The organism is Saliniramus sp., assembly GCF_035311605.1.
Taxonomy (GTDB): Bacteria; Pseudomonadota; Alphaproteobacteria; order Rhizobiales; family Beijerinckiaceae; genus Saliniramus.
Window position 1 is genome coordinate 1 of sequence record NZ_DATGCW010000024.1, and the last position, 12,850, is coordinate 12,850.

Here is a 12,850-nt window from a genome sequence, read left to right on the forward strand (position 1 = left end):
ATGTGATGCGATAACCGAGCACTCTGGGCAGCCAGAGCGCAATTTCGGGGAAGGCGAGCACGAGCGCGAGCGCGCCGCCCATCGAGAGCAGGAGCCAGCCGACCCAGCGGAAGGTGCTCTCCAGCGGAATCCCGGCAATGCGCGCCGTCACCATCAGGTTGACCGCGACAGGCGGCGTGAACTGGCCCATGGCGATGTTGATGGCCATGACCACGCCGAACCAGACGAAGGACCATTCGAAGGCCTGCACGACCGGCACCAGCAGCGGCAGCGTGATCAGATAGATCGACACCCCGTCGAGAACCATGCCGGCAAGCAGCAGCACGCCCATGATCAGCAGCAGGATGATCCAGGGATTGTCGCTGATGGTCAGAATGAACTGCGCCGTATTGCGGAATGCACCCATGGTCGATCCGGCCCAGGCGAAGATGCCGGCCAGCGAGATGATCAGCATCAGCACGCCGGAGATCTTCGCGCTCTCCACCAGCACGTGGTAGATGTCGCGAAAGCCCATGGTGCGGTAAAGCACCGTGCCGACGAACAGGCCGTAGAATACCGCGACCACCGCCGTTTCGGTCGGCGTGAAGAGACCGCTGCGCAGGCCGCCGAGAATGATCACCGGCGCCATCAATCCCGGCAGCGCCTGCCACAGGGCCGGCCAGAAAGATGGCCGGTCGGGGCTTTCATCGGCACCGAAATCATGTTTGCGCGAGAGTATCAGCGTCGGAATCGCGATGGACAGGCCAACCAGAAGGCCGGGGATCAGACCGGCGGCGAAGAGCGCACGGAGATCGGTTCCCGGCACGAGCACCGAATAGACGATCAGCGCGATCGAGGGCGGAATCAGGATCGCAGTGGAGGCGGAAGCCGCGATGACGCTGGCGGAAAACGGCTTCGGATAGCCCGCCTTCATCATCGAAGGCAGCATTACCGTGGCCACTGCCGCCGCATCCGCGGGGCCGGAGCCCGACATGCCGCCCATGATCAGGCAGACCAGCACCGCCACCAGCGCCAGCCCGCCGCGTCGCGGACCGATACAGGCCTGGGCGAAGGCGACGAGCCGCGCTGCCACCCCCGAGCGCTCGAACATCATGCCCGTCAGGATGAAGAGCGGAATGGCGATCAGCGGATATTTTGCCACCGCATTGTAGGTGTTGGTGCCGAGCGTCCCGAGTGCCGCCGTGTCGAGCCCGACGGCGATCCCGATGACACCGCCAATGCCGAGCGCCACCGCGATCGGCGTACCGATCAGCATCAGGACGATGAAGGTCAGGAGCAGCAGGATGTTTGCGTCGATCATGGCCGCCTCACACGCTGCCGGCACGGCGGATCAGGCGGTCGTAACCCCGCCCGAGAACCCGCAGGATGATGGCGATGGAGAGAATTGGCAGCCAGATCGTGTAGAGCCAGACGGGATTACCGAGGCCCGGTGACGTCTCACCCCAGTACCACTCGTCATAGGTCACCAGCGCACCGTAGTAGACGATCATCGAGAACATGATCGTGGTGACGATGACGGTGACCAACTCACACAGCCAGCGCAGCGAACGCGGCATGCGCTGAAGGAAGAACGTGATGCGGATATGCTCGTTGCTGGCGAAGGCAGCGGACGCGCCGACAAAGGTCATGAAGGCCAGCAGCACCACCGAGAACTCCTCGGTGAAGGCGAATGAGATGTTGGTGAAGTAGCGCGCCAGCACGTTGCCGAAGGAGATCAGGCAGATCAGCGCCATGGCCGCGGCGCCGAGCGCCTCCTCGATCTTCACGGGGACGATGACGTGGTCCGCGCCCGTATCCGGGCTCTGCGGCGTGTGCGGAATATCGCGGTCGTCGCTCATCACAGATGGCTCCGGTCGGCGGTTGATTGAATTCATGAAGATGCGCGCCAGGCGGACCGCGCCCACATGGCGCGGCCCTTCTTGCAGGCGTTCAGCCTGATATCATCAGCGATTGGCGATGGATTCTTCCGCCATATCGACGATATCGGCACCGATGCTCTCACGCCATTCCTCGTAGACGGGGCGCGTCGCATCGATGAAAGCCTGACGCTCTTCATCCGTGAGGCTGACCACTTCAACGCCGTAGCCCCGGATCTCCTCGATCAGGCTCTGGTCGCCATCGGTGAGACCCGCACGCGCGACCTCGATGCCATGCGCGCCGGCCTCGATCGCAGATTGCCGCACGATCTCCTGATCCTCCGGCGTGAAGGAATCCCAGACTTCCTGATTGACCGCGAAGATCAGCGGGTCGGCCAGATAGCGCCACAGGGTCACGTTGGTCTGGCCCAGCTCGTGCATGTTGAGCACCGAGTAGATGGTCAGCGGGTTCTCCTGGCCGTCGACCGCACCGGTCGTCAGCGCAGGCTGCGCGTCAGCCCAGCTCATCTGCGTCGGATTTGCGCCCAGCGCCGTGAAGATGTCGTTGAAGATCGGCGAGCCGACCACGCGCATCTTCAGACCTTCCATGTCCTCCGGGGTGCGGATCGGCCGCTGCGAGTTCGTCACCTCGCGGAAGCCGTTCTCTGCCCAGGCCAGAGGCACAACGCCGTTCTCCTGGATCAGCTCGAAGATCCGCTCGCCGACCGGGCCCTGAGTCAGCGCATCAAGCGCCGCGTAATCGGGCATCAGGAAGGGCAGCGAGAAGACATTCAGCTCGGAAATCTGCGGCGACCAGTTGATGGTGGAGCCCACCGCCATGTCGATCACGCCACGGCGCATGGCCGTGAATTCACGCGTCTGCTCGCCCTGGACGAGCTGCGCGCCGGGATAGATCTGCATGGTGATGCGCCCGTCCGTGCGCTCGGCGACGAGCTCGGCCCAGCGCTCGGCCGCGATACCCCAGGGGAATGGCGCGGGCACGACAGTCGAGACGCGGTATTCGTCCTTGTACTGGGCCGCGACGGGCGCCGCCCCCAGGATCGCGACAGCCGTTGCGGCCGCCATGAGTGATTTGACCAGTTTCATTGTTTTCTCCTCCCTAGTTTTGCTGACGACCCTGCCGGTAGTCAGCGCATCAGGACGCGGCAACGGGCAGGCAGAGCGCCGTTGCCGCATCGATGATCTTTTCGCACGTCACCCGCGCCTCGTCTTCGAGCGGGGGTGCGTAGGCAATCGGAATGCGTGGCGCGCCGAGCCGCTGCACCGGCGCCTTCAGGCGGTGATGCAACTCTTGCGCGACCGTCGCCGCGATCTCGGCGCCGAAGCCGGACACCGCGACCGCCTCATGCGCCACGATCAGCCGCCCGGTCTTCTCCACCGAGGCGAAGACGCGGTCGCGATCCCAGGGCCAGAGCGTGCGCAGATCGATGATTTCCGCATCGATCCCCTGCTTCTCCAGCGCCTGCGCTGCCGCGACGCAGGTATGGCGCGTGGCCGACCAGGTCACGAGCGTGAGATCGCGCCCTTCGCGCACGATCTCGGCCTCTCCGAGCGGCACCAGATGCTCGCCGTCGGGCACCACGCCTTCGAGCGGCCAGAGATGCTTGTGCTCGAGATAGACCACCGGATCGTCGTTGCGGATGGCGCTCTTCAGCAGGCCGAGATTATCCGCCGGCGTCGCCGGGGCGACGACCACGAGGCCGGGAATATGCGTGTACCAGGATTCGAGCGATTGCGAGTGCTGCGCTGCAGAGGAGCGCCACATCCCCATCGGCTCGCGCACCACCATCGGGACGCGCATCTGCCCGCCGAACATGAAGCGCGCCTTCGCCGCCTGGTTGATGAGTTCGTCGATGGCGCACAGGGCGAAATCCGAAAACCGCATCTCGACGATGGGCCGCGTCCCCGTCATCGCCGCACCCACCGCAGCGCCCATGATGCAGGCTTCCGAGATGGGCGTATCGGCGATGCGCGCGGGACCGAATTCGTCGATCAGCCCCTTGTATTGCCCGAACACGCCACCGCGCCCGAGATCTTCGCCGAGCGCCCAGACGCTCGCGTCGCGCTGCATTTCCTCGCGTACCGCGCGCTTGCCGGCTTCGAGATAGCTGATCGTGTTCATGAAAAGGCCCTCACCTGCGGGTCGCCGCAATCCTGCACGTCGCGATAGGCGCCGGCGACATCCGGCCAGGCCGTGTCACGCGCCGTGGCATAGACCTCCTCCATTTCGGCATAAGCCTTTGCCTTGGCCTCTTCGAGCCGTGCCTGGCTCACGCCGGCCAGTTCCAGCGCTTCACCCAGCCGCGCGATCGGATCGCGTCCACGCCAGCTTTCGACCTCCGCCTGGTCACGATAGCCGGCGGGGTCCACCGCCGTATGGCCCGTCATGCGATAGGTCTTGCAATGCAGGAATTGCGGTCCCTCCCCGGCATGAAGCGCAGCCAGAGCGGTACGCGTCGCGGCATCGACGGCGACGACATCGTTGCCATCAACCGTCTGAGCCGGCAGGCCGAGGCTCTGCGCCCGCGCCGCTGCACCCGGGCCAGCCGTCATCGTCCCGGTATGGGTGGTGGCGGAGAAATTGTTGTCCTCGCAAACGAAAAGCACCGGCAGATCGAAAACCTTGGCCCAGTTCAACCCTTCGAGGAACGGCCCGCGATTGATCGCGCCGTCACCGAAAATGCAGACAACGACGCGCTTCTCGCCGCGCAGCTTCAGCGCATGGGCTGCCCCGGCGGCGATGGTGATGTTGGCCGCGACGACACCATTCGCGCCCAGCATGCCGACATCGAAATCTGCGATATGCATCGAGCCGCCCTTGCCGCCACAAGTGCCGCCGTCGCGTCCGAACAATTCCCGCATCATGGCGAGCGCATCGGCGCCCTTTGCCAGCGTATGGCCATGACCGCGATGGGTGGAGAGCAACAGATCGGCGCGCTCCATGTTGCAGCAGATCCCCGCTGCGCAGGCCTCCTGCCCGATCGAGGGATGGATCGCGCCCAGCACGAGCTTCTCGTCGAGGGAGCGCACGGCAAGTTCCTCAAAGGCGCGGATACGCCACATCGTGTCCAGCATCGCAGTGAAGCGATCGGTATCCAGATTGGCGCCGGCCTCTCCCGCCGCCGCTTGCAGTGTCGTCACGCGACATCCTCCCTGATTCGTGTCCGGCGCGTCCGCGCCCCCGGTTCGTCAGGCCCCAGCGCCGCATGCGCCAGAGCTGTTGCGAGTTCCCGCGCTTCCTCTTGCAGAAGCGCCACCAGTTCCGTGAGCCGCCTGTCCGCGAACCGCTCGCGGATCGCCGCGATCGACAGGGCCGCAAGCACCCGCCCCGCCTCATCGATGACCGGCACGCCGATGGCGCTCATGGCGGAGACGATATTGCCGTCATTGAAGGCGTAGCCCTGCGTCCGCGCCTGGGTGATCAGCGTGTGAAGCCTGCTGTCGTCGAAGGCGGCGTAGTCGCGTCGCGCATCGGCGTTGGTGCGGATGACGCGGGCAATCTCCGCCTCGCTTTCGAAAGCGAGCAGCGCCAGCGCCCCCGCACCGATCCCAAGCGGGCGCCGGTCGCCGACATCGAGGGTGAGCGTGCGGATCGGAAACGAACCGGTACAACGATCGACGCAGATTGCCTCGTCCCCGTCGCGCACCGAGAGATAGACCGTGTCCCCGGTCCCGGCTGCGAGCCGCATCAATCCGGGCCGGGCCAGATCCACCACATGGAAGGCCCGCGCCGAGGCGCCCAGCGCGAACAGCGCATAGCCGAGGCGATAGCGTTTGTCCTGATCGTCGAAAGAGACGAAGCCGACATCGGCAAGCGCGCCGAGAAGACGATGCACCGTGGCCTTGCCCAGCCCGGTGGCGGCTGCAATGTCGGTCAGGCGTGAACCATCGGCCCGGCCCGCAGCAAGAGCCCTCAGCACCAGCGCCGCGCGTCCGATGGTCTTGACGGATGAGACCTGCGCCTCGGCCACGTCATTTCCTCCCCGATGGAGCGTTGGCCGCCCCTTGTTCCATCTCGTGGAATTTCATGGATGCTAATTCGGAACATACAGATGCGTCAAGCTGTCCCGCAGCGGAAGATACAATTCGCACCCAGCCGCAGACACACCCATGGTGCATTTCCGGCGATGCACTATCGTGGGCCGATCGCGATGCGATTCGAAACGAGGGGTTCCGTGGCATCCACAACGCCGACGAGGCTGATCATCTGCGCGTATGAATTTGGTCTGAGCGCCGGCATCTGCCATGCGATTCTCGACCTGATCGACATGCGGCGTGTCTCCGCCGTCGCGGTCCTTGCAAACAGGGCCCAGTGGCGGGCGCAGGGGCCGGCGCTGATGGCGCAGCACGATGCCGCCGGAATCGGCCTGATGCTGGAGCCTGGCTGTGCGCGCAGCCCCCTCACGGCGGCGTCATACCTTCTGCGCACGCCGCGCGCTGAACTCGCCCGCGACTTCGCCCGCCAGATCGCCGCCTTCCACGAGGTTGCCGGGCGCGCCCCGGATTTCATCACAGGTCGCTTCGGATTCCACAGCTGGCCGATTGGACGGGGAGCACTCTTCCTTGCGCTGGAGCGTCTGCAGAACTCCGGTCTGTGGCTCTGCGATCCGGCGGAGCGCACGGGCGCGATCATGCGGCGCGGGCGCGCGAGATGGCAGGCGGGCGGAGCATCAGTGCTGGCGACGGGCTTTCGCCGGCAAGCATCGCGACGCGGCTACCCCGTCAATCGCGGCTTTTCCGGCTTCGTGCAGAATACCGGGACTTATCCCGTCCGGCATGATTTCGAACGCTTTTGCCAATATCTCAGCCCCGCGCCGATGGTCACCTGCCGCCCGGGCTATCCCGATGATGCGCATGCGCCCGACGATCCGCTGGCAGACAGGCGGATGCGTGAACTGATGTATCTCTCCTCGACCCGCTTCGCCGACATGCTGGAGCTGCTGACGATTCGCCTCGTGCGCGATCCGCGCGAGATCGGTTGAGCCTTATTCCATCACGGTGATCGGCTCGGCGATCGTGATCGCTTCAGTCGTCACGTTACAGCGCCAGGCATGGATTTCGACCCCCGCCTCCCGCGCCGCGTGACAGGCCGCAGCATAGGTGGGATCGAGATCGGCGGCGACCGCGAAGCGCTCAGCCTGCATCTGCACCACATAGACGAGGGCAGCGCGTGCGCCCTGCGCGCACATGGCGGCGAGCTCGCGCATGTGGCGTGCCGAGCGCGCCGCCTTGCAATCGGGAAACTCGGCCAGCCCGTCCTCGCGCATCAGATGCACGTTCTTGACCTCGAGATAGCAGGGCGCACGCCCCTCCCCGCTCAGCAGGAAATCGACCCGGCTCGCCTCGCCGTAACGCACTTCCGGGCGCACATGAGCGTAATCGCGAAACGGCGCCAGCGATCCGGTCGCCAACGCCTCGGCAACGAGCCGGTTGGGCTGCGCGGTATTCACACCGACGAGCCGAGCCGCACCGCCATGCATCGGCGCTCCTTCCACGATCTCCCAGGAATAGGGCAGCTTGCGCTTGGGATTGTCGCTGCGCGACAGTAAGACCCGCGCGCCCTGCACATCGAGCCCGAGCATCGCGCCCGGATTGGCCACATGCGCCGTGATCTCGCTTCCGTCATCAAGGCGAATATCCGCCAGAAAGCGCTTGTAGCGACGCAGCAGGCGCCCGCTGGCGAGGGGTTTTTCGAATTTCATGGCGGGCACTGTCCTTGCCGGCAGGTGATGCTGTCATGCGATGCGATGCGCGACAGCGGGTGCCTCGCGGCGCGGCGCAGGTCAAGCCGGGCGGGAGGAACGCGGGCGCGCGCCCGCTTTTAGGATACGCGACTGTGCACGTTTTCGTGAGCGGTGAAACGCTTCTCCCCGTCGCGACGAATGGTTTCCACAGAGCCTGAATGCGGGAGTCCGACCATGCATCACCGTAGCGTCCAGCCAATGTGCTTCACCACCATGCGCCGCCTCGCCATCGCCGCAGGCATCGTCGCAGCCGTGACCTATGCAACAATCACTGCGGCCTCCGCCGATCCCGCCAATTGGGAACGCGCCGGCTGGCAAACCGATTTCAGCCGCACGGAGGTCCCCTTTTCCGAAATCATCCCCGGCGGCCCGCCCAAGGATGGCATTCCCGCGATCGATGATCCGGTCTTCATGGCGGCGAGCGAGACCGATCGCTTCACAGATCGCGAACCGGTCATCGAGATCATGGTCGAGGGATTGCCGGCCCGTGCCTATCCGCTGAGCGTCCTGATGTGGCACGAGATTGTCAACGATACGGTCGACGGGCGCCCGCTGGCGATCACCTATTGCCCTTTGTGCAATTCGGCCGTGGTATTCGAACGCGTGATCGACGGCGAGCCGGTGGAATTCGGCACCACGGGCCTCCTGCGCAACTCGGATCTCGTCATGTATGATCGCACGACCGAAAGCTGGTGGCAGCAATTCACCGGCGAGGCCATCGTGGGTCGGCATGCGGGCGACCGCCTCATGATGGTGCCCTCGCGCACCGTTGCCTTCGCGGATTTTCGCGCGCGCCATCCCGATGGCGATGTCCTCGTGCCAAATGACTGGAGCGCGCGCGCCTATGGCCGCAACCCCTATACCGGCTACGACGGGCGCAGCGGCCCGTACCCGCTCTATACTGGCGCCCTGCCCGCAAACATGGAGCCGATGGCGCGCGTGATCGTCGTGCGTGATGGCACGGATGTCCGTACCATGGTCACGCTCGAACATCTGCGCAACGAGGAGGAAATCGTCGTGGACGATACGCGTCTGATCTGGCGGGAGGGTGTCGCTTCGGCCCTCGACAGCGCCAGCATCGGCGATGGCCGCGAGGTCGGCGCGATCGCGGTGCGCAACACCGGCGACGACGCGCCGCTCGTCCACGACATCACCTTCGCCTTCGTCGTCCAGGCCTTTCACCCCGAGCTTCCGGTCCTGACCGTTGACGGTTGGGTCGAGCTTGAGCCCGAGCCGCGCTGAACCATGAAAAATGGCCCGCCGGAATGGCGGGCCAGTCGGGTCTCGATACGGCTTCGAAGCAGCACGCGACCCGGCGGTCGCGCAGCTCGAAGAAATCAGTGGACGGGCATTGCCTCACCCGGTGCGCTGGCGACAGGTACGCCCTGGATGTCGTCACGCTCGTAAATATCATCCCGGAAATTCACCGTCCCGTCAGGCGTTGCCCACGCCGTGATGTAGGTCCAGTAGACGTTCACCGGGCGTGACAGGCGCGCATCGAGGCGCTCGCCGGAACGGAAGGCATCGTCGATCGCACCGCGATCCCAGCCATCGGTTTCCGCGAGCAGGAACGTGACGAAGTCACGCACGCTCTGAACGCGCACGCAGCCGGAGGAGACGAAGCGGAAATCCTCACCGAACAGGCCACGCGACGGTGTATCATGCATGTAGACACCGTGCGGATTCGGGATATTGATCCGCACGAAGCCCATCGAATTGATGTCGCCACCCGGATCCTGACGGAACATGTAGCGCGTTCCCTCGTCGGTATTCCAGTCGATATTGCTCGGATCGAGCTCCTCGCCCTGATAGGTGAAGACACGGATCTTGTGATCTGTGAGATACGTGGGGTCCTCACGCATTTTCGGAATGAGGTCCTTACGGATGATCGAAACCGGCACCGTCCAGTAGGGATTGAAGTTGATCTCGACAATGCGCGAATTGAAGATCGGCGACTGCCGGTCGATCATGCCGACCCCGGCAGCATGACGTCCGACCACCTCACCCTGCGCCACACTCTCGACGCTGGCCGAGGGAATATTGGTGATGACGTAGCGATCACCCAGATTGCCGGAATAGGAGCGCAGCCGCGTGACGTTCAATTCGAGCTGCTGCAGGCGCACGTCAGCCGGCACGTTCAGCGCAGCGACAGTCGAGCCGTTCAGCGCCCCCGTCGGCGTCAGGCCGTGACGCGTCTGAAAGCTGCGCACGGCGGCTTCCACGAAGGAATCGAATGTCTGCGATCCGCCGGCGCTGTGATCGAGATCACCACTGATGATGAGACGCTGGCGCAGTCGCACCACCGATTCGCCGGTAGAGCCCATACGCAGACGCTCATTCGCGATCCGGCCCCAGCCGCCGCGCGCGACGATATTGCGATAGCGATCAACCATCGACTCGGTTGCCGCAAGCGTTTCAGGAGACAGTATCGGCGTTGCCGAGCGTGCCACACGCGTGCGTGAAACCGATTCGTAGTTCTGCACCCATTCGGCCTGTGAGCCAAAGGCGAGGTTCTGGGCAGAAGCGGATTGGGTGAGCCCGGCACCGCCGAAAGCCAGCGCGGCTGCTGCGACGCAGCCAGTCAGAAGGAATGCGCGAAAGGACATGATCGTTGGCACTTCGTCTACCGTGTTGACGCAACGCTCCGGAAGAGGAACGCCGGCGAGGATGAAGGATCGTCCTTAATGAAGGATGGACGGCTCGCACCAAGTATGACCGTTTGGGCACTTTTATGGCAATTCACGAAGCCGTGGGAATTCCCTCGGCGCTGTGCCATCAATACCACAGACCCCGTCACCACAATATTCTGCTGCGTAATTGCCGGCGGAAGGCCAGGGCACCATGGCAGCCTCGCCGGGCGACGCATCGACCAGCTGCGTCAGACGCCACCCGCGCTCTGGTTGACCTCTTCCTCGACAAGATGCTCGACCTCTTCGAGGATGCCATCGACATCGGCTGCGGACATCGGCTGGCGCGTGAAGCCGCCCAGCCCCTTCTTGATCTCGTGCACGTCGCGGGTGATCTCAACCGGGCTGCTGACATAGGCTGTCATCAATTCCGCCAGCGAGCGCAGGGCATGCATGTGGATGCGCTCATAGCCGTGTGAGGCATCCACGCCGAAGGTGATCAGCCCTGCGCGCACATCATGCCCCGCAACGACGGCCGAGGCCGAATCCGAACGGTAGTGCCGGAAGACATCCTTCTGGTAGCGGATGTCGTTGTCCTTGCACAATTTTGCGAGTTTTTGCGTCAGATGGAAATCGAATGGCCCGGTCTGATCCGCCATGGCGATGGTCACGCCGAATTCATCCGAATTCTGCCCCGGCGCCGTGGTGCCGTTATCGACGGAGACGATGGCCGCGACGTCATGGGTCAGCGCAGCCGAGGCGCCGACGCCGACTTCCTCGGCGATGGTGAAGAGCCAGTGGATATCCACCGGCGGTTTCTCACCTTCCTCGACCATCGCCTTGAGCGCCGCCATCATCGCCGCGGTTCCCGCCTTGTTGTCGAGATGGCGCGAGACGATGTAACCGTTATCGAGGAATTCCGGATTCGGGTCGATGGCGATCAGGTCGCCCACATCAATGCCAAGCCGTTGGAGATCCCGCTTGTCCCGCGACATGGCGTCGACGCGCAATTCGACATGCGGCCAGCCGATCGGGGCCGTATCGACTTCCTCGTTGAAGCGATGCCCCGACGCTTTCAGCGGCAGGATCGAGCCGCGATAGGCCCCCTTGTCGGAGAATATGGTGGCGCGTGCGCCTTCGGCGAAACGCGCCGACCAATGCCCGATGGAGACCAGTTCCAGCCGCCCGTTATCCTTGAGTTGCATCACCTGGGCGCCGAGCGTATCGAGATGTGAAACGAGGGCGCGGGCGGGGCGCTTCTCATAGCCCGGCAGAATGGCGCGGATCACACCGCGCCGGGTCAGTTCGTAACCCAGACCGAGTTTCTCGAGCTCTTGGCAGACATGTCTGACGATGCTGTCGGTGTAACCGGTGGGGGAGGGAATCGCGAGCAGGTTGGCCAGCCGCTCGCGGAGATAATCTGTGTCGATCGTCAGTCGCTGCATTTGTCCTTGCGTTCCAGGTAGGCCGCCTGGCGCACGGCGGCCGGGATGGAGAGCGGAAAGAGCAGATCGATGAAACGCTCCGCCGTCGGCTGCGGCTCGTGATTCGCCAGACCAGGCCGCTCATTCGCTTCGATGAAAGCATATTCGGGCTCATAGGGCGAGGGCACCATGAAATCGATCCCCGTGACGGGAATGTCAATGGCCCGCGCCGCGCGAATTGCAGCCTCGACCAGACGCGGATGCACGTGGCTTGTCACGTCGTGAATCGTGCCGCCTGTATGCAGATTGGCAGTGCGGCGCACGTTCAGCGTGGTGCCCTCCGGCAGGATCGTGTCGAAATCGTAACCCGCCGCCGCGACGGTCCGCTCCGTCTCGCCATCCAGGGGGATCGCTGATTCGCCCCCCGTTGCGGCCATGCGCCGCCGGCTCTGGCGTTCGATCAGTTCGCGAATGGTCGTTGCGCCATCACCCACGATCTGAGCCGGGCGGCGCACCGCTGCCGCCACCAGACGGAAATCGATCACCACGAGGCGCAGATCCTCGCCCTTGACGCATTGCTCGATCAGTACGCGGTCGCAATAGTTGCGCGCGTCTTCGACGGCTGCTTCGAGCTCGGCCATGGTCTCGACACCAACCGCGATCCCGCGGCCCTGCTCGCCGCGCGCCGGCTTGACGACGACGCTGCCGTGGCGTTCGAGGAATTCACGCATTGCCTGCGTATCCTCGGCGACGAGCTGCTCGGGTACGGTGACGCCGGCCTGCTCCACCATACGCCGCGTGACCGCCTTGTCGTCGCAGATCGACATGGCGACGGCACTGGTGAGTTCGCTCAGCGCCTCGCGACAATGGATCGAACGCCCGCCATAGAACAGCCGGAAGAAACCGCCTTCCGCATCGGTGACCTCGACATCAATGCCGCGCCGGCGAGCCTCGTCGACGATGATGCGGGCATAGGGGTTGAGCGCCGCCTCTGGCCCGGGTCCGGCGAAGAGCTTCTCATTGATGAAGTTCTTGCGCTTGAGCGTGAAGAAGGGCACCCGCTCGAAGCCGAGTTTTCCATAAAGCGCGATCGCGTGCTCGTTGTCATGCATCACCGAGAGATCCATGAAGGCCGCGCTGCGCGCCTTGAAATGCTCGGCGAGATGGCGGACCAGCCA

12 protein-coding genes are annotated in these 12,850 nt (G+C 64.4%); 2 read left to right on the forward strand and 10 right to left on the reverse strand.

Going from position 1 to position 12,850, the window contains the following annotated elements; all coding sequences use genetic code 11:
• The 6 genes from VKP01_RS01115 to VKP01_RS01140 form a co-directional block, all read right to left on the reverse strand.
• A partial coding sequence (locus VKP01_RS01115; RefSeq protein ID WP_324409797.1) for a TRAP transporter large permease occupies nt 1-1,300 on the reverse strand: 1,300 nt, incomplete at its 3' end.
• 7 nt (nt 1,301-1,307) lie between these two features.
• The gene (locus VKP01_RS01120) at nt 1,308-1,838 is read right to left on the reverse strand and encodes a TRAP transporter small permease (RefSeq protein ID WP_324409798.1); all 531 of its coding nucleotides are present in this window, start codon (nt 1,836-1,838) and stop codon (nt 1,308-1,310) included.
• Between the two features lie 105 nt (nt 1,839-1,943).
• Nucleotides 1,944-2,963: a DctP family TRAP transporter solute-binding subunit gene (locus VKP01_RS01125; protein WP_324409799.1), complete on the reverse strand. Its 1,020-nt coding sequence runs from the start codon at nt 2,961-2,963 to the stop codon at nt 1,944-1,946.
• 49 nt (nt 2,964-3,012) lie between these two features.
• Nucleotides 3,013-3,999 carry an alpha-ketoacid dehydrogenase subunit beta gene (locus VKP01_RS01130; protein ID WP_324409800.1) on the reverse strand — a complete coding sequence of 329 codons (987 nt, stop codon included), beginning with the start codon at nt 3,997-3,999 and terminating at the stop codon, nt 3,013-3,015.
• The gene (locus VKP01_RS01135; protein WP_324409801.1) at nt 3,996-5,018 is read right to left on the reverse strand and encodes a thiamine pyrophosphate-dependent dehydrogenase E1 component subunit alpha; all 1,023 of its coding nucleotides are present in this window, start codon (nt 5,016-5,018) and stop codon (nt 3,996-3,998) included. The genes VKP01_RS01130 and VKP01_RS01135 overlap by 4 nt, the downstream gene beginning before the upstream one ends.
• Nucleotides 5,015-5,848 (reverse strand): IclR family transcriptional regulator, encoded by an 834-nt coding sequence (locus VKP01_RS01140; RefSeq protein ID WP_324409802.1) that lies wholly within the window; start codon nt 5,846-5,848, stop codon nt 5,015-5,017. The genes VKP01_RS01135 and VKP01_RS01140 overlap by 4 nt, the downstream gene beginning before the upstream one ends.
• Nucleotides 5,849-6,052: 204 nt before the next feature.
• Here VKP01_RS01140 and VKP01_RS01145 point away from each other — a divergent pair, with 204 nt between their 5' ends.
• On the forward strand, nt 6,053-6,859 hold the full coding sequence (locus VKP01_RS01145; protein WP_324409803.1) for a ChbG/HpnK family deacetylase: 807 nt from the start codon (nt 6,053-6,055) through the stop codon (nt 6,857-6,859).
• A gap of 3 nt (nt 6,860-6,862) precedes the next feature.
• On the opposite strand, the gene sfsA is transcribed toward VKP01_RS01145, so the two are convergent.
• A complete protein-coding gene (gene sfsA / locus VKP01_RS01150; protein WP_324409804.1) occupies nt 6,863-7,579 on the reverse strand; it encodes a DNA/RNA nuclease SfsA in 717 nt (238 codons plus the stop codon).
• Between the two features lie 216 nt (nt 7,580-7,795).
• Here sfsA and VKP01_RS01155 point away from each other — a divergent pair, with 216 nt between their 5' ends.
• Complete coding sequence (locus VKP01_RS01155) at nt 7,796-8,863, forward strand: DUF3179 domain-containing protein (protein ID WP_324409805.1); 1,068 nt, start codon at nt 7,796-7,798, stop codon at nt 8,861-8,863.
• 95 nt (nt 8,864-8,958) lie between these two features.
• On the opposite strand, the gene VKP01_RS01160 is transcribed toward VKP01_RS01155, so the two are convergent.
• The 3 genes from VKP01_RS01160 to ngg all read right to left on the reverse strand — a co-directional run.
• Nucleotides 8,959-10,227, reverse strand: a complete 1,269-nt coding sequence (locus VKP01_RS01160; protein WP_324409806.1) for a L,D-transpeptidase family protein — start codon at nt 10,225-10,227, stop codon at nt 8,959-8,961.
• A gap of 272 nt (nt 10,228-10,499) precedes the next feature.
• Complete coding sequence (locus tag VKP01_RS01165) at nt 10,500-11,693, reverse strand: osmoprotectant NAGGN system M42 family peptidase (RefSeq protein ID WP_324409807.1); 1,194 nt, start codon at nt 11,691-11,693, stop codon at nt 10,500-10,502.
• The coding region (gene ngg / locus VKP01_RS01170) for an N-acetylglutaminylglutamine synthetase (protein WP_324409808.1) at nt 11,681-12,850 on the reverse strand (1,170 nt) is incomplete at its 5' end. The genes VKP01_RS01165 and ngg, both read right to left, overlap by 13 nt.